The following is a 20,074-nucleotide window of genomic DNA, read 5'->3' as shown; positions in this document are numbered from 1 at the left end:
TCCCTAGGATGAGATACGTCACGTACGACGAGCCGGGCGACCCCTCGGTGTTGCGCGTCGCGCAAATGCCTGCCCCGGTTCCACGCATCGGTGAAGTCTTGATCGAGACGGAAGCGGCGGGCGTGAGCCGGGCGGACACGCTGCAGCGGCGCGGAAACTATCCGCCGCCCAAAAGCGCGTCGCCGATTCTCGGGCTGGAGGTCAGCGGCACGATCGCGCAGTTGGGTGCCGACGTCGACGAATACGCGGTCGGCGATCGCGTCGTGGCACTCTGCAACGGCGGCGGCTATGGCGAATTCGTCGCCGTCCCGGTCGGGCAAGTGCTTCCGCTTCCGGCGCAATGGTCGTTCGTCGAGGGCGCGACGCTGCCCGAAAATGCGTTTACGGTCTACGACAACCTCCTCGTGCGCGCGCACCTGGCCGAGGGTGAAATCGTGCTCGTACACGGCGGCACGAGCGGGATAGGAACGATGGCAATCATGTTCGCCCGTGCCGTGGGCGCGCGCGCCATCGCGACCGCCGGCTCCGAGACCAAGTGCCGCGCCGCACTCGAGATCGGCGCGGAAGCGGCAATCGATTACCGCAGCGTCGATTTCGTCGAAGAGGTTCTCGAGTACACCGCCAAGCGCGGCGTCGACGTGGTGCTCGACATCATCGGAGGCGACTACGTCAACCGCGATCTTCGGACCCTCGCGACCGAGGGCCGCATCGCGTGCATCGCCACCGCCGGCGGCTCGGAGTCCGCGATCGATCTGCGCTACCTGTTGCAACGCCGGGCAACGATTTTGGGGTCGAGCCTGCGGCCCAGGACCGATGCCGAAAAAGCAGCCATCGCAGCGGGCTTGCGAGCGAAGATCTGGCCCCTGCTCGGTGCGCGCGATCCGATCGTGCCGGTCGTCGATTCGGTCTTCACGTTCTCGCAGGCGGCCGAAGCACACGCTCGGCTCGAATCGAGCGTGCATATCGGAAAGATCGTGCTCGTTCCCGATATCTAAGGAAGTGCCGGTGAAACGAGCAGCGCAGGCGGGCGCCCGCCCCTTCTCGAAGCGCGCCGTTGCAGCTAACGTTTAGGTACGCGTTTTACAACGGGTAGCATTCAAAAGCTAGAAACGGGGTTTTTGATCCACATGAACGCTCAAGTGGCGACAAAGCAATACACGCCCAAAAAGTGGGATCTCTCGGGGTTGCAAGGTATCTCGGACGACACCCTGCAGATTCATTTCGGTCTCTACGAAGGCTACGTGAAGAATACGAACCTTTTGAACGAGCGGCTGACCGAGCTGCGGAGCGGCGGCAAGAACAGCGGCGCCGATCCCGCCTTTGCCGAACTCGTGCGACGTTTGGGGTGGGAGTTCAACGGCATGAGGCTGCACGAATATTATTTCGACAACCTCACCAAGAATCCGAAGGCGGCGCCCGGCGGCGGGCGTCTGTACGAACTCGCCGGCATGAGCTTCGGCTCGTTCGAGAATTGGAGGAAAGATTTTGCCGCGATCGGCGCGATGCGCGGCGTGGGCTGGGCGATCGCCTTCCAAGATCAAAACGCGAACCAGCTGGTCAACATCTGGATCGGCGACCACAACATCAACGAGCTCGCCGGCTGCGAGCCGGTTATCGTGATGGATTTGTGGGAGCACGCGTTTCTGCGCGACTACAAGCCCGCCGACAAAGGCAAATACATCGAAGCCTTTCTCGCCCACGTCGACTGGGGCGTCTGCGAATCCCGCTTGACCGCTTAGTCCATCTCTTCGTCACCAGAGTCCTCATTTGCCGCTAGCAAACTTCGGACTCTGGTTCCTCGATCTGAACAAAGCGGACAGCGGGATCAAATCGGCTGTGGAATGGCCATGATGGTGTGCGGATGCGTGTACCAAACCAAACCCGGCGGTGCGTTGCGCTGGGCGCGCACGTATTTGCGCAACGTGTAGTCGATCGGCACCTTGGCGCTGCTCCGGGCTTTGGAGTAGAACGCGGCAAGCGAGGCGGCACGGTCGAGATCGGTCTGCGGCGGTTCGCTTCGATCGTGCCGCTGGAGGATGACGTGCGCGCCGGGAATGTTCTGGGCGTGAAACCACCAATCGTCAGGCCGCGCGACGCGGAAGGTGAGATCGGCGTTTTCGCTGGGCGAGCGGCCGACCAGGATGCGTGAACCGCTCGAAGTTTGCACTTCGAGCGGCGCGCGTTTGCGGCGCGGGGCCGTGGCACGGCTGCGGCGCGTCCGCGGATCCAACTGCGTAACCGCCTCCTCGACGTCGCCGAGATCTCCGTCTTCGGCGCGCTCGGCTTCCCACCGAAGCTGATCGACCGCCTCCAGCGCAGCGTGCAGCACGCGAGCGCGCTCGTCCAAGTGCGCAAGCGACGCGCCGAGCTTTTTGTAGCGCGCGAAAAGCGCGGCTGCCTCGGCTTTTGCCTCCTCTTGCTCCAACGCGCTTCCCTCGTGGAGTCCGGCGTATATCGCCTCTCCGCGCGCGCGCAGCGCGTCGCGATCCGCGGCCGCGCGCTGCTTTTCGGCAACCGCATGGAGCTCGCGCCGGATTTTGCTTTCGCGCGCGTCCAGCCGCTTGATCAGGACATTGCGCCGGTCTTGTGCGCGGCGGCTCTCGCCGGCCCGAACCCGATCGGCGCGGTGGGCACTCAAGTACTCGAGGACGCTTTCGTGCCGAGCGATGCTTTCCGGACCGATCGGGCGATCGCGCGCGGGCAGCGGCGGAAGGGCATAGGATTGCCCGACTTCGACCGCACGCGTGGTGTTCTCGGCGAGCGAAAATTCTTTTGCCGCGGCGACGATGCGCTCTTTTCGCACCAGCACGATATTACCGAAGCGCGGCACCAGCTCGACGTAGAGGTCGCTCTCGTCGCCGACGCCGAAGCGCGAGCGCGTGCCGAACGTGAGGCGCAGCAGCCGGTCGCCTTTTCGCGCCGAAGCGCGCAGCAGCCTGCTGCCGCGCAAGGCCGCGCCGGTCGCGCGAATGAATCCTGGTTCGCCCTCGATCGCGAGCGGGACATCTTCGAGGGTGACGAGCGGAGGCGTCGCAAAAATATCGATGCAGAGCGTGTGCTCCGACCCGCGCGACCAAAGCACGAGCGCGGTTCGCCCGTCGGGCAGCCGTCCCACATCGCGAACCTTTGATCCCGCGAAACGCGCGTCGATTTCAGCCGCGAGCCGAGCGATCAGCTCCGGGTCGGTGCGCAGGCTCGCCATCGGTCTAAGGCGCTACACGCGCGTTTCGAGCCGCATCTCGATGCCGCCGATCCAACCCGCAACCAGGTTGTAGAGCGCGCCGCCGATGAGCCCGTAGAGAAAGCCGCCGATGAAGAGCAGCACGCCGTAGAAGATCGGGAAAAGCACGATACTGATTGCACCGAAGTTCGGCATGCCGTATCCGCCGAACGCCGAGCCGGCAGTCGACGCAGCGAGCCCTGCGATCAAGCCGGCGATGATGCCGAACAGCGCGTAGAGGACGCCGAGCATCAGCGCGAGCTGGATGACGTTGAGGGAACGGATACGCGTGGTCGTGGTGGCGTCGATCATGATACCGTCCTTTGCTGCAAGCTGTCTCGAAGCTCTCGTTTGAGCACTTTCCCGCTCGGACCCAGCGGAAATGCATCGACGAAATGCACGTACCGCGGGTATTTATAGCGCGCGAGGTGCTCTTGTGACCAAACGATGATCGCCTCGTCGCTGACGTTTGCGCCTTCGTCGCTGCGCACGATGACGGCGACCACCTCCTCACCGTGCGTTTCGTGCGGCACGCCGAGCACTGCCACCTGTTTGACGGCGGGGTGGCGCATCAAGACTTCCTCGACCTCGCGCGGGTACACGTTGTACCCGCCGCGGATGATCATGTCTTTCTTGCGATCGACGATCGTGATGAAGCCCTGCACATCTTTCGTTCCGAGATCGCCGGAACGGAACCAGCCCTCCACGATCGCCGCGCGCGTCGCCTCCGCGTTGTTCAGATAGCCCTTGAACACGCAGTGTCCCCGAATCACGATCTCGCCGAGTTCGCCTGCGCCAAGCAGCTCGATGCGATCGTCGACGTCGGCTTTGGCGATATCCAGCTCGACGCCCCAGATTCCGCGGCCGACCGTGCCGGGCTTACGTCCGAAATCACGCTGGTTGAAGCTCGCAACCGGCGAGGTTTCCGAGAGCCCATATCCCTCGTAGATCGGAACGCCGAAGGCGCGTTCGAAGGACTCGAGCACGACCAGCGGAAGCGATGCGCCGCCGCTGACGGCGCTGCGCAGCGGCGGCCGCTCGACCCGCGCGTTCGCGGCTTCGAGCAACCCGATGTACATCGTGGGCACGCCGGCAAAGACCGTCACGCCATGCGCAAGCATCAGATCGAGGGCGGTCTTGCCGTCGAAGCGCGGCATCAGCACGAGCGACGCGCCGGCGCGGAACGCGGCGTTCATCACCACCGTTTGTCCGAATGCATGGAAGAGGGGAAGGCAGGCGAGGAACACGTCCTCGGCAACGACGTAGAAGAGATCGTTCACGCAGGCCGCGGCGTTGAGCACGATGTTGGCTTGCGAGAGGACCGCGCCTTTGGGCCGTCCGGTCGTCCCGCTGGTGTAGAGAATAACGGCGTCGTCGGCGGCGTCGCGCTGCAGCAGCGAAGGAACCGGCGCATCCTGCGGCAGCGCCGCCTCGAAGACCGTCACGCCGGCCAGCGCAGCGCCGGCCGTCCCGTTCCCGCTCAGCGGGCCGCCGCAGACCAGGACCTTGGCGCCGGCGTCGGCGAGGATGTAGCCGATCTCCTCGGGCGTCAGGAGCGCGTGGACGGGCACCACGACCGCGCCCAACGCCAGCACCCCGTAGTAAGCGCGCGGAAAGTCCACCGTATTGAGCAGCAGGATCCCGACCCGGTCGCCCGGTCCTACGCCCAGGGCACGCAGGTGGGCGGCGTAGCGCCGGGCATCCTCCCAGAGCCGTGCGTAGGTTATGGTCTCCGACCCGGTGACGAGGGCGGCGCGGGCCGGATGGCGCAATGCGCTCTCGGCAAGAATGGATGCTAAAGAGAGTGACGACATGGACCAGGTGGCCTCCCTATCGGCTGGGAACTCTTCCGGCTTCGTTCCTCGAGGATTTCGCGTGATCACCGGCCCGGGACTCCTGTTCGTCGTTTCCGGGCCGTCGGGTGCGGGCAAAGACACCCTTGTCGATGCCCTGCGCGATCGTCTTCCGCGCTTCCGGTATTCGGTCTCGGCAACGACGCGCGATCCGCGTCCGGGCGAGCGTGAGGGCGAGCATTATTTCTTCGTGACGCGGGAGGCCTTTGAGGCGCGCCAAGCGGCGGGCGGGTTCTTGGAGTGGCGGGAGTACAACGGGAACCTCTACGGAACGCCGGGGGATTTCATGGAAGCAACGCTTGCCCAAGGGTACGACGTGATCATGAAACCCGAGGTCAACGGGGCGCTCGCCGTCAAGGCAGCCTACCCCGACGCGGTGTTGATCTTTCTCGTGCCCGACCGCTTCTCGCAGCTGCGCGAGCGGCTGCTCGCGCGAAGGACCGAAACCAACGAGGAGATCGCGCGGCGTCTCGAGATCGCGCATCAGGAGATGAAGTTCATCCGGCAATTCGATTACATCGTGATCAACGAACAGGGAAAGCCGGACCAGGCCACGGCGGATCTGTTGGCGATCGTGCAAGCCGAACGCTTCCGGATTCACCGCTACAGCGACGATTCGCTTGCGGACGTCGAACACAACTAGCAAACGCAAACGTATTCTTAGCATCTTTGAAGAACATTGGGGAAAATTTGAGTAAAACTGTATTCGGCGACCTCGACGCGCTGCTCAAGCACGCGGATTCGAAGTTCAGCCTCGTCAACATCGTGACCAAACGCGCACGCCAGTTGAACAACTGGATCCGCATCCAACAGCTCCCGTTTTCGGACCGGCGCGAATTCTTCGCCAGCGAACCGCTGGTCGTCGACAAAGAAGAAATCAATCCCAATAAGCCGGTCTCGATCGCGCTCGACGAAATCGCCGAGGGCGTGATCGGTTACCATCGGACCAAAGAAGGCATTAAATAGTCCCCCGGTGGGGTAACTACTGGATGCCTCCTTGGTCAAGGCTCAAAAGAGACGCATATGTGTGGAATAGTCGGCTATATCGGCGAGCAGGACAGCGTACCGATCATCCTCGAGTCGCTGGGCCGGCTCGAGTACCGGGGGTATGACTCGGCCGGTATCGCCGTCATCGACGAAGCGGGTGCGCTCACCGGCTCCAAGGCCGAGGGAAAGCTCTCGCGCCTGGCCGAGCGCCTCAAGAACGGCAGCCGCATTTCCGGACGGGTCGGCGTCGGTCATACCCGGTGGGCGACGCATGGCCGGCCGAACGACGCCAACGCGCATCCGCACATGGACTGCACCGGCACGATCGCGGTCGTCCACAACGGCATCATCGAAAATTATGCCGCACTGCGCGGCCGGCTGATCGAACTCGGTCACGTCTTCAAGAGCGAGACCGACACGGAAGTGATCGCGCATCTGATCGAGATGCACGACGACGGCGATCTCGAAACCGCGGTGCGTAAGACGCTGGCCGAACTGGTCGGCGCCTACGCGTTGGGCGTCATCTCCAGCGACGATCCGCAACGGCTGATTTTCGCGCGTAACGGCGCGAGCCCGCTGGTCGTCGGGATCGGCGAGGGCGAGATGTACGTCGCCTCGGATACGCCGGCCATTCTCCCGTACACCCGGCGCGAGATCATCCTGCAGGAAGGCGAAATGGTGGTGGTTGGGCGTGACGGCTACGCGCTCAAACGCTACGACGGCACCCCGGTGACGCGCGACGTCATCACCATCACCTGGGACGCGACCTCGGCGGAGAAGAGCGGCTACAAGCATTTCATGCTCAAGGAGATCTTCGAGCAGCCCAACGTCATCAAGGAAACGATGGCCGGACGCATCGACGAAGACGGCGCGGTCCATCTCGCAAGCGAAATCGGCGCCATCGACGACCGCCGGCTGCGCGAAATTTCGAAGATCGCGATCACCGGCTGCGGCACCGCGTATCACGCCGGGATGGTCGGCATGTATCTGCTGCGTTCGCTCGTCAAGCTTCCGGTCGAGATGGAGCTGGCAAGCGAGTTTCGCTACGGCGACCCCGTGATCGATCCGACCGCGTTGGTCATCGCGATGTCGCAGTCGGGCGAGACCGCCGACACGATCGAAGCGGTTCGCATCGCGAAAGAAGCGGGAACCAGCATCCTGGGCATCTGCAACGTGCTCGGCTCGCACCTCAGCCGCATCGCGGACGGCACGCTCTATACGCGCGGCGGTCCGGAAATCGGCGTCGCCGCGACCAAAACCTACGTCTCGCAGGTAACGGCGATGACGCTCTTCGCGCTCTACCTTGCGAAAATGCGCGGTACGGTCGGCGAGCGGCGCCTGCTGGAGATCGGTGCCAATACGAAATTACTGCCGGCAGCCGTCGACGTCGTGCTGAACACCTCCGACTACATTCGCGACGTGGCGCGCAAGATTCGCAAGATGCGCAGCTGCCTCTTCATCGGGCGCTACATCAACTTCCCGACCGCGCTCGAAGGCGCGCTCAAGCTCAAGGAGATCAGCTACATCCACGCCGAGGGCTACGCCGCGGGCGAGATGAAGCACGGGCCGATCGCCCTGCTCGATACCGAGACGCCGGTGATCGGCATCATGACCGACGGCCGCGTGCGCGAGAAGATCTTCTCGAACCTGATGGAGTCCAAGGCGCGGGAAGCCCCGATCGTCGTCGTCGCGAACCACGGCGACGAAGAAGCGCGCTCGGTCGCCGATTACGTCTTCTGGGTGCCCAAAGTCGACGAACTGCTCTCGCCGATCGTCAACGTGATTCCGCTGCAGCTGCTCGCGTATCACATCGCCGACATCGAAGGCAAAGACGTCGATCAGCCGCGCAATCTCGCGAAAACGGTCACGGTCGAATAGCGCGACGGTTCAGGGCTTGAACGTCAGCGGTAATCGTTTGCTCGTAAGGCCCACGTGGAACTCGAGTTCGCACGAGCCCGAGGAGGCAATTTCACGATTACGGCTCCTCCGGCTTCACGATCACGTTGACGGTGGCGAAGTGCGACTCGCTCTGGAACTTGATGACGCAGTTCCCGGCGTTCTGCGCGCGAACGTCGATCGTCAGGGTCGTGAACTTGCCGGATTCCGACCTGTTGATGGCCGTAGCCTTGAGGATGTCGTTGCGCGAGCCCGCCGTCGTAAAGCAGGTGGACGACGCTAAGACAACGTGCGAACTCGCCGCGCTGGCGCTCACTTTCCCGAAGACTTTGCCGCCGATTTCCAGCGTCAGCGTCGCCGGCGAGACGGAGATCACCGCCGCCCGGGCGCTGATGGGAAAACATGCGACCGCCGCAACCAATACGGCGAAGATTCGCTTCATGACGTTCCTCCGTTCGCAGCAAACGAACACTAGGGGAAACGGATCGACCAGGCGGTTTGTTTCCCCGAGGGCGGAATGCCTGCGCGGTCTGCCAAAGGTAGCGGAATATGACGCGAAGCGACGGGCGAACTCCCGACCAATTGCGCCCCATCACGATCGAAACCGGATTCTTGAAATACGCGGAGGGAAGCGCGCTCATCAGCGTCGGCAATACCCGCGTCTTGTGTGCCGCCAGCATCGAAGAACGCGTGCCGCAATGGCTCAAGGGCAAGGGCCTGGGCTGGGTGAGTGCGGAGTACGCAATGCTTCCGCGCGCGACCCAGGAGCGCACGCAACGCGAGGCGGCCAAGGGACGCGTCGGCGGCCGGACGCACGAGATTCAGCGCATCATTGGGCGCGCGCTGCGGGCCGTGACCGACACCGCCAAGCTCGGTGAACGAACCGTGTGGATCGACTGCGACGTGCTCCAGGCCGACGGCGGCACGCGCACCGCTTCGGTCACCGGCGCCTATGTCGCGCTTGCACTCGCGCTCCGGGCGCTCCCCGATTTCGGCGGCGCAAAGTGGCCGTTGACCGGCATGGTCGCCGCGATCAGCGTCGGCATCGTCAACGGCATGGCGATGCTCGATCTCGCCTACGAGGAGGACAGCGCCGCGCATACCGACATGAACGTCTTCATGACCGATGCCGGCAAATTCGTCGAGTTGCAGGGGACGGCCGAGGCGATGCCCTTCGATCGCGCGCAGCTCGATCGTCTGCTGGCGCTGGCTGAAATGGGGATTCGCGAGCTGTTCGAAAAACAGCGGCATGCGCTTGGGAGCACCGGTGGCTGACGACGCCTTCGCCGCGTTGGTCGCGCATGTCGGCAACTTTCACATCACGGATCGAGCAATGCGCCGCGCGCACGATGCAGCGCAACGGGCTCTTGCGAGCGGTTCGATTCAGCCGAAGCAGCGGGCCGAGTACGTGGAGGCGGTGCGCCGGTACTTCGCCGGGTTCGAACGCGAGGCGCGCGAACATCTGCGCGACGTGGATCGGCGCCTCGAACATCTCAACCAGGTGCGCTTCAACCTGACCGCCGAACGCGGCGTCGCCGTCAAGCGGATTGAAGCGACTCGCGAGATTCTCGCCGAAGTCGAAACGATGGAGCACGCTCCGTGAAGGTCTTGGACCAAGTCGGCCGCGCGACGATCGAATTTTTCGAATATGCCGGCGGCATCGTGATCCTCGCGAGCGATTCGCTGGGTTTCCTCGGGCGGCTCCGCATTCGATTCATCGAGACGATCAACCAATGCTACCTACTCGGGTTCCAATCGCTCTCGATCGTGCTCTTGACCTCGCTCTTCACCGGCATGGTGATCTCGCTCGAATCGGCCCAGCAAGCGGTGCAGTACGGCTTCGGAAGCCTGGTCGGAAGCGCGGTCACGTACACAGCCGTTCGTGAACTCGGACCGATGCTCACCGCGGTCGTCGTCGCCGGTCGCGCCGGCGCTGCAATCGCGGCCGAATTGGGATCGATGGTCGTGACCGAGCAAATCGAGGCGTTGACCTCGATGGGCTTGGAGGTGGCGCGCTTTCTCGTGTTGCCGCGGCTGCTGGCAATGCTCGTCATGCTGCCGCTGCTCACGATCTTCGCCGACGTCATCTCGATCGGCGGTGGCATGTGGATTGCACAAGTCTACGCCCACATCTCGCCGGATTCGTTCATCTCCTCCGCGCGTCAGGCGATCGGCTTCGAGGACGTCGTCAAAGGCCTGTTCAAGTCCCTGGTATTCGCGATGATCATCGCATTGGTCGGCGCCTATCAGGGACTTTCGGCTCGCGGAGGTGCAGCCGGCGTCGGCGTCTCGACCACCGGCTCGGTGGTCATCTCGATCATTCTGATTTTCATCTCGAACTTCATACTATCGTTTATCTTGTTCGGCGGTCATTGAGCGCCGTGCCGAACGTGATCGCGCGGCTCGACGACGTGAGCATGAGCTACGGGGACCGTCTCATCCTCAAGAACTGCAGCCTCGACGTGGTTGAGGGAGCCATCACCTGCATCATCGGTCTCTCCGGAGCCGGGAAATCCACGATCGTGCGGCTCCTCGACGGTTTGCGCAAACCCGACACCGGCCACGTCTATGTCGGCGGGCTTGATATTTGCCACATGCACGAATCGGAGCTGAACGAGGTGCGGCGTACGATCAGCTTGGCGTTTCAGGGCGCAGCACTGCTCGACAGCCTGACGGTCGGTGAGAACGTCGCGCTGCCGCTGCGCGAGCGCCCCCCTCACCGAACCGATGCCGAGATTCGCAAGACCGTCGAAGACGCGCTCGACTCCGTTGGGCTGAGCGGCACCTACGACTCCATGCCGAGCGAGCTCTCCGGCGGTATGCTCAAGCGCGCGGGTTTTGCGCGCGCCATCGTCACCCGCCCTCAGCTCATCCTCTACGACGAACCGACGACCGGGCTCGATCCGATCGTCACCCATCTCATCACCGACACGATCGTTCGCCTGCGCCAGCGCTACGGCGGCAGCGCGGTCGTCATCTCGCACGATCTCGAGTCGATTTACATGATGTCCGACTACGTCGCGATGCTCTTCGAAGGCGCGATCATCGCTTACGGCACCGTCGACGACATCAAGCGCTCGACGAACCCCATCGTACAGCAGTTTATCGCCGGCAGTGAAGTCGGCCCGATACCCATTTAAATGGCGCTTCGCCCCAGGCTCCGCGCCCCCCACTTCGTGGGGCCCCCGGACCATGGCGCGCGCACGATCTCGGCTTGCGCTTCATTCCCCGAGGGCGCGCCGAACGAGCCCCCTCGTCGCTGCGAAGGTCCATCGGGACTACAGACGAGCAAATCCACGAGGCCATGACGGGCCGAGCAGAGTAACAGGGCGATAATGAGTCGGCAAGCACAGGTGGGGGCATTCGCGTTACTCGCGTTACTGTTGCTGTTCGCCGTGTTCTACGTGATCACGGATTTCGGAACACGGCACACCGGGTACCGCATCGGCGTGCACTTCCAAAGCGCGGCCGGACTTCACTCGGGTGCGTTGGTCTACTTTAGCGGTGTGACCGTCGGGTCGGTCGATTCGATCACGCTCTTGGCCGACAATACCGTCGACGTGATCCTGGCGATCAACCGCGACGTCGATATCCCGCGCGAATCGAGATTCCTGATACAAGCACCGCTGACCGGTGATCCCAACCTCATCATCGTGCCGCCGGTTCCGCATCCGAGCGGCGTGTTCGGCGCGCCGCGAGAAACCGCACGAATGATACCGCTCGAGCGGCGCGTGCTGCCGATCGATCAGCAGCCCGAAGGACAGAACACGGCGACGATCGCCGACTTGCTGCAGCAGGGACAGGGCGAGGTCGTGAAGTTGGACGCGATGCTCGACGAGCTTTCGAAACGCGAACCCAAGCTGCTCGACACCTTGCAATCGACGCTGACGAACGCCGACGAATTGACGGCATCGATGAAAACGGCGATCGGCTCGCTCTCGGCCCAGCTCCAAAGCAGCCTCGGCGAAGCGAGCGCCAATCTGGTCGCGCTCACCGGAACGCTCAACGACACGACGCAGCTCAATTCGCACCGCATCACCGACATCTTGGTGCAGTTCCAGCAAACCTCGCATGCGCTCAACACCTCGATGGCCTCGCTCGAGTCGATGGTTACCGATCCGGCCCTGCATACGAGCGTGCTTGCGACGACCAAAAACATCGCCGACACGACGGAGAACATCGCGGGTATCACCCACGATCTGCGCAGCATCACCTCCGATCCCCAAACGCAGGCCGAACTGAAGAACACGGTCGCCAACCTCGATGCGACCATGCAGCGAGCAAACTCGCTCCTCGGCGCTCTCGGTGGAACCAGCCGCGTTTACGGTGTCGACGAGGGCGCCACGCCCTATCCTCTGCCGACCATGCCGGCATCCGCTGTGCCCGGGGCAAACGCCTCGCCCGCGCCGCTGGGCACACCGCTTCCCACCGCGGCGTCGCTGCATCTGCGGAACCGGCTCACAAGGATCGCGAGCAACCTGATCTCGATTCAACTGCGCATGAGTGAACTATCCGCGCAGAAGGTGTGCTGCCCGAATGGGCTCTACAGCAGCGACCGCGGGCCGCAAACCGATCTCGACGCGACGCTGCTGCCGAATTCCTCGACGAGCCTCTTCGTGGGCGCCAACGACATCGGATACCACACGACGACCAATCTCGCCCTCCTCCATTCCTTGAACGATGACACGCGAGTGGGCGGCGGTATCCTCTACTCGCAGCTCGGCCTCATCGGCCAATACAACGCCGGCGTCTTCGGTTTGGATACGCGGTTTTACGATCCGCGCCGGCCGCAACTCGATATCTACGGCAACCTGCACCTGACGCGCAATCTCGAACTTTTCTACGGCGAACGCGCCATCAATCACGCCGAGCGCCGCTTCTCGTACGGGCTGCAGACCCAATTCCCCTGATGGAGGCAGAGCGGCTGAAGATCGGCATCATCGGGGCGGGCTCGATGGGCACGCTGTTCGGGTATCATCTCGCGACGACGTCGGACGTCACCGTGCTCGATGCCAACGCGCAGACGAGCGCGGCCATCTCTGCACGCGGATTGCAGATCAACGACGAGGCTCCGCGTCGCGTACGCGTCGCTTCGAATGCGCGCGAGCTCTTCGATTCGCAGATGCTGCTGCTCTTTGTCAAAGCCGTTGATACGCTGCGAGCGCTCCGCCCGTTCGCGGGCGAGCTCAATCCGGCCACGCCGGTGATCTCGCTACAGAACGGCGTGGGCAACGAAGACGCGATCAAAACCGCCCTCGGCGGCGCCGTGCCGGTGGTGCTCGGCGTTACGACCGAATCCTCGACCACGGTCGCGTCCGGACACGTGCGCAGCTCGGTAAACGGCAACACGCTGATCGGCGCGACCTCGGCCGCACCGGCGACGGCACGCATGATCGCCGAGTTGCTGACGCGATCGGGTCTGCGCGCTTCGGTCGTCTATGATATTCGCCCGCACCTGTGGGGCAAGCTGATCGCCAATGCCGCGATCAACGCGATCTCGGCCCTCCTCGATTGTGAAACCGGTGAGATTCCGCGCAGCCCCAACGCGGCCCATTTGGCCGAGTCGTTGGCAGAAGAAGCAGCCGCCGTCGCGGCCGCACTGAAGATCAATCTGCCGTTCGTCAGCCCGTGGCAATACGTCACCCAGGTGATCGAAATCGGCGCCGACTCGAAGAGCTCGATGGCGTTCGACCTCGAGTCCGGACATCCGAGCGAGATCGATCACATCAACGGCGCGGTCGTGGCGTTCGGCCGGCGCACCGGCGTCGCGACGCCGTACAACGACGCGATGGTGCGCCTGATCAAAGCGAAGGAAGCGCAGCTCGCGCGCAAGCGCGAATGAGCGTGTCACTGCTCGCGGAGCTCGCCGCGATCTGCGGCCCGGGCGGTGTGCTTACCGAACAACGCGATCTCGAACCCTACCTCACCGATTGGCGCGGCGTCTTTCACGGCGCTGCTCTCGCGGTGGTGCGCCCGGCGGATACGACGGCAGTCGCGGCGTGCGTACGTGCCGCTCGCGCGGCGGGCGCGGCGATCGTCCCGCAAGGGGGCAACACCGGGCTCGCGGCCGGCGCGACACCGCTCGATCTCGACCGTGCGGTCGTTCTCAGCCTTTCGCGAATGCGCAACGTGCGGTGGCTCGATGCGCTCGGCTTCACGATCGCCCTCGACGCCGGCTGCGTCTTGGCCGACGTACAAGGCGCCGCCGATTCGGCCGGACGCTTCTTTCCGCTCTCGCTTGCGGCCGAGGGAAGCGCGCAGATCGGCGGCCTGATCGCGACCAACGCCGGCGGAACGGCGGTACTGCGCTACGGCTCGATGCGCGCGCTCGTGCTCGGGCTCGAAGTGGTGCTCGCCGACGGTCGCATCGCCGACGGGATGCGGGCGCTGCGCAAAGACAATGCCGGTTACGATTGGAAGCAGCTGTTCATCGGCAGTGAAGGAACGCTCGGCGTTATCACCGGCGCGGTGTTGCGTCTGTTCGCGCGGCCGGCGCACCGCGCAACCGCGCTGCTCGGAATCGATTCTCCCGAAAACGCGGTCGCCGCATTTGCCGAGGTGCAAGAGGCGCTCGGGGAGGCGCTCGTGGGCTGCGAGCTTTTCAGCGAGCTCGCCGTCGGATTGCGTCTTGCTTACGCGCCGGAACTGGTTCGGCCGCTCGCACCGCACCCGTGGTATCTGCTCGTGGAAGCGGCATCGAGCCTCCCCGGACTGCGCGAAGGGGCCGAGCAGGCGCTGGCGCTGGTCACCGAACGCGGGTACGCGAGCGCCGGCGTCATGGCCGAGAGCAGCGCGCAGGCGCTGGCATTGTGGGAGTGGCGCGAGAGCATCGCCGAAAACGAACGCCGCACGGGACCGAGCGCCAAGCACGATGTCAGCGTTGCGGTCTCGGCAATTCCGTCGTTTCTCGCGCGCGCCCACGACGCCGTCGGGCGCAATCATCCCGAAGCGCGCGTGCTCGCGTTCGGGCACGTCGGCGACGGGAACATCCATTTCAACGTGCTCCTCGGTCCCGGCGACTGCGCCGAGGCCGTCAATCACACCGTTCATTCGGTCGTGCGGGACTTCGACGGCAGCATCACCGCCGAGCACGGCGTCGGCCGCTATCGCCGCGAGGAACTCGCGCTGCAGCGCGGCCCGGTCGAAATGGAACTGATGCGCGCGGTCAAGCGCGCGATCGATCCCGCGGACGCGATGAACCCCGGCGCCGTGCTCGCGAGCGATTAAGCCGGCGGCACACAGAGCGCGGCATTCATCGCCGCCAGAACCTCCGGGCTCTCGGCGGCGCCGGACGGGCGCACGTAGAGAATCGTGACCGCGCGCTCGCCTTCCAAGGCGAAGCCGTCCTCGACGATCGCTTTCGGCGAGCGGAACGTCGCCAAACCCGCTTGTCCGGGACAATTCGGAAATGGAACGCTCTGAACGAAGCGTGTTCCGGCATTCTTCAGCACGATGTCGATCGTTTGCTGCGAAGCCAGATCCTTGAGCGAGCCGTTGAACGCGGCGCTCGTCATCGTATAGCGCTCTTGCTCCGCGCCCGAGCCGTTCACCCACGTCGTGCCGTTCGCTTTCGTCCAGCCCTGCGGCCCACCCGAGGCGTGCGAACAGCCGAGCACGATCAGCACGACCGCACTCGAAATACACCGGCGCGCAGCTTTCATCCGCTTACGCCTGTGGGGTGAGGCGCAACAGCCGGACCGCGCCGCGCTTACTCTCGAGATCGAGTCCAAAGGCGCCTCCGCCGTCGACGGGAGCATCGATGGTCTCGTTGTTTCCATGCGAGGTTCCACGCAAACCAAAATCGGTGAAGAGCGTTCCGTCGTCGGTGTGCATGCGGGCGTGAAACGCGTCGGTTTCGCGGACGTAGACGGTCACGTCGCCGTTCCGGGTGCGAAAGTGCAGCGTCCCCGGCCAATGCGTCGCGCCCATCGTTACGTCGACGTCGCCGTTCTGCGTGCTGGCCTGCGCGTAGCCGGTAATCATGACGTTCACGTCGCCCGTTCCGGCGTGAACGACGACGTTACCGCTGATCGAGGTCACGTTCACGTTCCCGCGCTTCGACTCGACGACGAGATTGACGCCCTCGGGTACGCGCACCAGCAGGTTTGCCAGCGTACCCGACGCGTCGATCGTGACGCCTTTGCCGCTCGGGCGGATCTGCGGCGGCGCCGGTAGGGGCGAGGCCGTCGGCAAAGCGCTCGCAACCACGGTGAAGCGATCGGACGGATCGCCTTCGGCGGGTGCGTATGCGTTGAGTACTCCGTTCGCGATGCGAACGGTCATCGTGGCGCCGGGCTTGAGGACGCCGACCGTCGTCGAATAGGATACGGGCTGGGCTTCGCATGCGACAAAAGCCAGAAGAAGAAGCGGAGCAAAGCGTTTCACGCTAGCGGTCTTCGCGATCGCGAAGATGATGCTCCTCGTAGCTGCGGCGCACGTGTTCCATCGTCATCTCCGCATAGATCTGCGTCGTCTGGATGCTTTCATGCCCGAGAAACTCTTTGATCGTCATCAGGTCGACGCCGCTTTGATGCAGATGCGTCGCTACCGAGTGACGCATCGTGTGCGGCGTCACCTTGCCCTCCAAGCCGCTGAGCCGCACGTAGATCGCAAAGACGCGTCCGAGCTGTTGGTAACTGAGCCGCCGGCGCTGTTTGCTCACGAAGAGCGCGCCGTCCTCGCAGCGCGGTCGAACGCGCAAATAGGCTTCGAGCGCGGCAGCCGTCGCATGGTTGAAGAACACCGTTCGCTGTTTGTTGCCCTTCCCGATCACGCGGATCGTGCGATCCTCGAAGTTCACGTCGCTCACGTTGATGCCGACCAGTTCGGCGCGGCGCATCCCGCTCGCATAGAGCAGCTCCAGGATCGCGATGTCGCGGCGCCAGCGCAACTCCGGCTCACCGGCTGCCGGCCGCGTCCCGAGCAGCCGCATCACGTCGCGGAACGGCAATGCTTTGGGGAGCCGTTTGGGCAGGCGAATATTCGGAACGTCGGCGGCCGGGTTGTCCGCGCGAATGCCTTCACGCTTCAGGTAGGCGTAGAATCGCCGCAGCACCGCCAGCTTGCGCCGGATTGCGGCCGGCGAAAAATCGAGCCGGCTCAAATGCATGACGAACTGCCGGACCGAGGACTGGGTCGCGCGTTTGAGCGCATCGCCGAACGGCCCACGGTACGGCGTCCCGTCGGCGCCGGTGATGTCCCGTTCTTGCAAAAACGCGCCGAAGATTTCGACGTCGCGGGTATATTCGCGCACGGTGCGTTCGCCGCGCCGCAATTCCAGCGTGAGCTGCGAGCCGAACTCTGCCACCAGCGGATCCGCGGTGGCGGAGGTCCGCCGCCGCCCATCCGTCTCGGCTGTGCGTAAAGGCCGTGAATTATCCACCGCGCACCTTCTCCCAAGCCTGCGTAACTAGCGCAAATATTGGTTTGTGCTAATTAGCGGAAGATCGCGCCGTTCCTCTGTGGAGGCGCTGTGGATAAGAGCATCGGCGGGTATGCTGGACCTCGTGGCTCTTCTAGGCTGGCCGGTGATTCTTATTTCGGTGATCGCCATCGCCGGGATGATCTTTTGGCCGCGGCGCGCACAGGAGTGGATCTGGGCGGCCGGCGGGGCGGCGCTGCTGGTTTTGCTCGGTGCGATCTCGCCCACGCAGGCGTTAGCCGCCGTGATGCGCGGCAGGGACGTGTACGCCTTTCTCGTCGGCATCATGGCTCTGGCGGAACTGGCGAGGCACGAACGGCTCTTCGATTGGCTCGCCACCCGCGTCCTGGACGCGGCCGGCGGCTCGCAGCGCCGGCTCTTTACCCTCGTCTATCTGCTCGGCGCCGGCGTGACCGCGTTGCTTTGCAACGACACCACCGCGATCGTGCTGACGCCGGCGATCAGCGCTGCACTCGTGCGCACGGATGCCGACCCGTCGCCCTATCTCTTCGCGTGCGCGTTCGTGGCGAACGCGGCTTCCTTCATTTTTCCGATCTCCAATCCGGCCAATCTCGTGGTCTTCGGTCCGCACCTACCTGCGCTGCACGTGTGGCTCGCAGACTTTGCACTCGCTTCGCTCGCCGCGATCATCGTCACGTACTTCGGATTGCGCTTGTTCTTCCGTGCGGATTTGCAGAGCGCGTACCGCGTGCGCGCGCAACCCGCGCCGCTGCCGGCCGCCGCCGCGCTAAGTGGCGCCGCGATCGGGATCGCGGCCCTCGCGCTGGTCATCGCCGCGACGTTACGCCTCGACGTCGGCATTACCGCGCTCGCCGGCGCGATCGCTTGCGCGGCCGTCGTCTCGCTGCGCGAGCGCGGGGTCCTCGCGTTCGTAGCGCGGCACGTGGCGTGGCAAATCGTTCCGCTGGTCGCCGGGTTGTTCGTCATCGTTGCCGCACTCGATCGTGCCGGCGTGATCGACCTCCTGCGTCTCTTCTTCCATCACGCACAATCACTGGGCTACGGTCCGGGTAATCTACTCTCCGCGCTTCTTCTCACGGCAGCGGACAATGTGTTCAACAATCTTCCGGTCGCGCTCGCGAGCGGATTTGCGCTGCAATCCGCACCGGTGTCGCCGGCGATTGCACATGCCGCGCTGGTGGCCGTCGATCTTGGGCCGAACGTCTCAGTAACCGGATCGCTCGCTACGATGCTTTGGCTGATCGCTTTGCGGCGCGAGGGCTTCCGTGTGCGGCCGGTCGTATTTCTCGGCATCGGCTTGGCCATAACACTCCCCGCGATGGCGCTGGCCGTGCTGCTCGTTCGCTAAACCCTCTCCATGCGCTCATCCCCCTGGGAATCGAACGGTAACTCCTCGACCCAGTCTCGGGTGAGGAACAGCCAAAACGCGAGTCCCGCATACGGCCCGTATGGTTTGAAATCGCGTACGATGCTCTTGTCGGAAGCGCGCTTCTTCTTCGTCAGCCGCAAATACTTCGGCCGCGTCGACGAGTCGAGGATCAACCGACGATGATAGCCGAGGAGTTGCATGATGTGCGCCGCCGCGTACGGCCCGATGCCGGGCAGCTCGAGCAGCGCTTCTTCCACCGCGGCTTCTCGCGCTTCGTCGCGTAGCGTGTGCGGCAGCATCGCTTCGAGATCGAGACGGCCCGCGTTCACGTCGCGCGCGATCGCGCGCACGTAGGGTCCGCGATACCCCATGCGCGCGACGCCGGCGAACCACTTTGCCGGTGTCGCGGCAAGGAGCGCCGCATCCGGAAACGCTCCGCCGCCGAGATCGACCAGCGCGCTCACCATGCGGCGCGTCGCGCTCCACGCGCAGTTGGTCGTGCAGATCGTCTTGATCACGTCTTCGAACACGGTCGGACTGGCGATCAAGCGGCCTGCTCCGACCGCCCACGCCAGGCGCGGGTCGTTCGCGATCATCGCATAGAACGGCGAGAGATCCTGATCGAGTCGAAAGACGCGGCGCGTAATACGCTGCGCTGCGTGAAGATCCGCGGCGCTTGCACGGCCGCCGCCCAGCTCGGCAACGAGATTCTCCCCGTCCGCCGAGAATTTCAGGGAACGCGTGCGCCCGCCGATCGACACCGTCAGCGTGTAGGTGTTGTTCGTTTCATCGATCGCACCGGGCGGCAGAAACGGCAGCCCGTGCGAGTAAAGCGTGCGGACGAACGAAATGGGTTCGCCGCCCGCACCAAGCAGGGGCGTTACGAAACGTATGAGACGTTTACCGCGAAGCCGGCCGCCTCAGCTCGCATCAGGACGCCGTAGACGGCATCGAGTTCGTCCTCGATCGCGGATATCTCGCGCGCGCTCACGCGAAAGCGCGACGCGTTGTTCCAGAGCAGTGCGCGCGCACGCTCGAGCGCGGTACGCAGCCGTTGCGGCGTTGCTTCGAGCACCGGCCAGTCGAGCTCGCCCTGCGCCGGCACGATGCGCCATCCGGCTCCCGAGAGCGCCGGCACGTCGTCGTCGGCGTCGAACGCGTGGGGAATCGCGGCCAAGACGTCGACGGCTTCCTGATCCGCCCGCGAGAGGGGCAGCTCCATCTCGGCCAGCCGAATGATGTAGCGGAAAAAGGAGGAATTGCCTACGGTATACGCACCGGCAGCGGAGATGACGCTGACGTGGACGAGTTCGAGGTCGGGCTGGCCGTGGGGACCGCGCATGGAA

22 protein-coding genes are annotated in these 20,074 nt (G+C 64.3%); 13 read left to right on the top strand and 9 right to left on the bottom strand.

The window, feature by feature from the left end; genetic code table 11:
• The first annotated feature begins 8 nt into the window (after positions 1–8).
• Positions 9–995, top strand: a complete 987-nt coding sequence (locus VMF11_11460) for an NAD(P)H-quinone oxidoreductase (GenBank protein ID HTU70924.1) — start codon at positions 9–11, stop codon at positions 993–995.
• Between the two features lie 132 nt (positions 996–1,127).
• Positions 1,128–1,739 (top strand): Fe-Mn family superoxide dismutase, encoded by a 612-nt coding sequence (locus tag VMF11_11455; GenBank protein ID HTU70923.1) that lies wholly within the window; start codon positions 1,128–1,130, stop codon positions 1,737–1,739.
• An 86-nt stretch (positions 1,740–1,825) separates the two neighbouring features.
• Here the strand turns inward: VMF11_11455 and VMF11_11450 are convergent, their stop codons facing one another.
• From VMF11_11450 to VMF11_11440, 3 genes are read right to left on the bottom strand one after another with little or no spacing between them, the layout of a single operon-like run.
• Positions 1,826–3,202, bottom strand: a complete 1,377-nt coding sequence (locus tag VMF11_11450) for an NFACT RNA binding domain-containing protein (GenBank protein ID HTU70922.1) — start codon at positions 3,200–3,202, stop codon at positions 1,826–1,828.
• Between the two features lie 12 nt (positions 3,203–3,214).
• A complete protein-coding gene (locus VMF11_11445; GenBank protein HTU70921.1) occupies positions 3,215–3,532 on the bottom strand; it encodes a hypothetical protein in 318 nt (105 codons plus the stop codon).
• The gene (locus tag VMF11_11440) at positions 3,529–5,034 is read right to left on the bottom strand and encodes a long-chain fatty acid--CoA ligase (GenBank protein ID HTU70920.1); all 1,506 of its coding nucleotides are present in this window, start codon (positions 5,032–5,034) and stop codon (positions 3,529–3,531) included. The genes VMF11_11445 and VMF11_11440 overlap by 4 nt, the downstream gene beginning before the upstream one ends.
• Before the next feature lie 61 nt (positions 5,035–5,095).
• Between VMF11_11440 and gmk the strand changes: the two genes are divergently transcribed.
• From gmk to glmS, 3 genes are read left to right on the top strand one after another with little or no spacing between them, the layout of a single operon-like run.
• The gene (gmk, locus tag VMF11_11435) at positions 5,096–5,716 is read left to right on the top strand and encodes a guanylate kinase (GenBank protein ID HTU70919.1); all 621 of its coding nucleotides are present in this window, start codon (positions 5,096–5,098) and stop codon (positions 5,714–5,716) included.
• Positions 5,717–5,763: 47 nt separating this feature from the next.
• Positions 5,764–6,039 (top strand): DNA-directed RNA polymerase subunit omega, encoded by a 276-nt coding sequence (gene rpoZ, locus VMF11_11430; GenBank protein ID HTU70918.1) that lies wholly within the window; start codon positions 5,764–5,766, stop codon positions 6,037–6,039.
• Between the two features lie 57 nt (positions 6,040–6,096).
• Positions 6,097–7,938, top strand: coding sequence for a glutamine--fructose-6-phosphate transaminase (isomerizing) (glmS, locus tag VMF11_11425; GenBank protein ID HTU70917.1), 1,842 nt, complete (start codon positions 6,097–6,099; stop codon positions 7,936–7,938).
• A gap of 97 nt (positions 7,939–8,035) precedes the next feature.
• Here glmS and VMF11_11420 read toward each other — a convergent pair whose 3' ends face one another.
• Positions 8,036–8,398: a hypothetical protein gene (locus VMF11_11420; GenBank protein HTU70916.1), complete on the bottom strand. Its 363-nt coding sequence runs from the start codon at positions 8,396–8,398 to the stop codon at positions 8,036–8,038.
• A 107-nt stretch (positions 8,399–8,505) separates the two neighbouring features.
• On the opposite strand from VMF11_11420, the gene rph reads away from it, so the two are divergent.
• The 7 genes from rph to VMF11_11385 all read left to right on the top strand — a co-directional run bounded on the left by rph (position 8,506) and on the right by VMF11_11385 (position 15,183).
• A complete protein-coding gene (gene rph, locus VMF11_11415; protein HTU70915.1) occupies positions 8,506–9,231 on the top strand; it encodes a ribonuclease PH in 726 nt (241 codons plus the stop codon).
• Entirely contained in the window at positions 9,224–9,559 is a 336-nt protein-coding gene (locus tag VMF11_11410; protein HTU70914.1) for a hypothetical protein, read from the top strand. The genes rph and VMF11_11410 overlap by 8 nt, the downstream gene beginning before the upstream one ends.
• Positions 9,556–10,332: an ABC transporter permease gene (locus VMF11_11405; protein ID HTU70913.1), complete on the top strand. Its 777-nt coding sequence runs from the start codon at positions 9,556–9,558 to the stop codon at positions 10,330–10,332. The genes VMF11_11410 and VMF11_11405 overlap by 4 nt, the downstream gene beginning before the upstream one ends.
• A 5-nt stretch (positions 10,333–10,337) precedes the next feature.
• Positions 10,338–11,096 carry an ATP-binding cassette domain-containing protein gene (locus tag VMF11_11400; protein HTU70912.1) on the top strand — a complete coding sequence of 253 codons (759 nt, stop codon included), beginning with the start codon at positions 10,338–10,340 and terminating at the stop codon, positions 11,094–11,096.
• A 195-nt stretch (positions 11,097–11,291) separates the two neighbouring features.
• Positions 11,292–12,866, top strand: a complete 1,575-nt coding sequence (locus VMF11_11395; GenBank protein ID HTU70911.1) for an MlaD family protein — start codon at positions 11,292–11,294, stop codon at positions 12,864–12,866.
• On the top strand, positions 12,866–13,798 hold the full coding sequence (locus tag VMF11_11390) for a 2-dehydropantoate 2-reductase (protein HTU70910.1): 933 nt from the start codon (positions 12,866–12,868) through the stop codon (positions 13,796–13,798). The genes VMF11_11395 and VMF11_11390 overlap by 1 nt, the downstream gene beginning before the upstream one ends.
• A 2-nt stretch (positions 13,799–13,800) precedes the next feature.
• Positions 13,801–15,183: an FAD-binding oxidoreductase gene (locus VMF11_11385; GenBank protein HTU70909.1), complete on the top strand. Its 1,383-nt coding sequence runs from the start codon at positions 13,801–13,803 to the stop codon at positions 15,181–15,183.
• Here VMF11_11385 and VMF11_11380 read toward each other — a convergent pair.
• From VMF11_11380 to VMF11_11370, 3 genes are read right to left on the bottom strand one after another with little or no spacing between them, the layout of a single operon-like run.
• A complete protein-coding gene (locus VMF11_11380; protein HTU70908.1) occupies positions 15,180–15,617 on the bottom strand; it encodes a hypothetical protein in 438 nt (145 codons plus the stop codon). The two genes, VMF11_11385 and VMF11_11380, sit on opposite strands and share 4 nt — an antisense overlap.
• A gap of 4 nt (positions 15,618–15,621) precedes the next feature.
• Positions 15,622–16,341, bottom strand: a complete 720-nt coding sequence (locus tag VMF11_11375) for a DUF4097 family beta strand repeat-containing protein (GenBank protein HTU70907.1) — start codon at positions 16,339–16,341, stop codon at positions 15,622–15,624.
• 1 nt (position 16,342) lies between these two features.
• Positions 16,343–17,263 carry a tyrosine-type recombinase/integrase gene (locus tag VMF11_11370; GenBank protein ID HTU70906.1) on the bottom strand — a complete coding sequence of 307 codons (921 nt, stop codon included), beginning with the start codon at positions 17,261–17,263 and terminating at the stop codon, positions 16,343–16,345.
• A 199-nt stretch (positions 17,264–17,462) separates the two neighbouring features.
• Between VMF11_11370 and VMF11_11365 the strand changes: the two genes are divergently transcribed.
• Positions 17,463–18,707, top strand: coding sequence for an SLC13 family permease (locus tag VMF11_11365; GenBank protein ID HTU70905.1), 1,245 nt, complete (start codon positions 17,463–17,465; stop codon positions 18,705–18,707).
• On the opposite strand, the gene VMF11_11360 is transcribed toward VMF11_11365, so the two are convergent.
• Positions 18,704–19,489 (bottom strand): hypothetical protein, encoded by a 786-nt coding sequence (locus VMF11_11360; GenBank protein HTU70904.1) that lies wholly within the window; start codon positions 19,487–19,489, stop codon positions 18,704–18,706. The two genes, VMF11_11365 and VMF11_11360, sit on opposite strands and share 4 nt — an antisense overlap.
• Before the next feature lie 119 nt (positions 19,490–19,608).
• Positions 19,609–20,070 carry a hypothetical protein gene (locus tag VMF11_11355; GenBank protein ID HTU70903.1) on the bottom strand — a complete coding sequence of 154 codons (462 nt, stop codon included), beginning with the start codon at positions 20,068–20,070 and terminating at the stop codon, positions 19,609–19,611.
• Positions 20,071–20,074: the final 4 nt, after the last annotated feature.

It is taken from the genome of Candidatus Baltobacteraceae bacterium (assembly GCA_035502855.1).
Classification (GTDB): Bacteria; Vulcanimicrobiota; Vulcanimicrobiia; order Vulcanimicrobiales; family Vulcanimicrobiaceae; genus Aquilonibacter.
Note: the sequence above shows the minus strand (reverse complement) of the source record. Positions and strands in the feature narration are given on the sequence as shown.

Bases quoted from the DNA above. Each gene is read 5' to 3' on its own strand.
- VMF11_11460 (HTU70924.1), top strand. From the start codon at position 9: ATGAGATACGTCACGTACGACGAGCCGGGCGACCCCTCGGTGTTGCGC.
- VMF11_11455 (HTU70923.1), top strand. From the start codon at position 1,128: ATGAACGCTCAAGTGGCGACAAAGCAATACACGCCCAAAAAGTGGGAT.
- VMF11_11450 (HTU70922.1), bottom strand. From the start codon at position 3,202: ATGGCGAGCCTGCGCACCGACCCGGAGCTGATCGCTCGGCTCGCGGCT.
- VMF11_11445 (HTU70921.1), bottom strand. From the start codon at position 3,532: ATGATCGACGCCACCACGACCACGCGTATCCGTTCCCTCAACGTCATC.
- VMF11_11440 (HTU70920.1), bottom strand. From the start codon at position 5,034: ATGTCGTCACTCTCTTTAGCATCCATTCTTGCCGAGAGCGCATTGCGC.
- glmS (HTU70917.1), top strand. From the start codon at position 6,097: ATGTGTGGAATAGTCGGCTATATCGGCGAGCAGGACAGCGTACCGATC.
- VMF11_11420 (HTU70916.1), bottom strand. From the start codon at position 8,398: ATGAAGCGAATCTTCGCCGTATTGGTTGCGGCGGTCGCATGTTTTCCC.
- rph (HTU70915.1), top strand. From the start codon at position 8,506: ATGACGCGAAGCGACGGGCGAACTCCCGACCAATTGCGCCCCATCACG.
- VMF11_11395 (HTU70911.1), top strand. From the start codon at position 11,292: ATGAGTCGGCAAGCACAGGTGGGGGCATTCGCGTTACTCGCGTTACTG.
- VMF11_11390 (HTU70910.1), top strand. From the start codon at position 12,866: ATGGAGGCAGAGCGGCTGAAGATCGGCATCATCGGGGCGGGCTCGATG.
- VMF11_11380 (HTU70908.1), bottom strand. From the start codon at position 15,617: ATGAAAGCTGCGCGCCGGTGTATTTCGAGTGCGGTCGTGCTGATCGTG.
- VMF11_11355 (HTU70903.1), bottom strand. From the start codon at position 20,070: ATGCGCGGTCCCCACGGCCAGCCCGACCTCGAACTCGTCCACGTCAGC.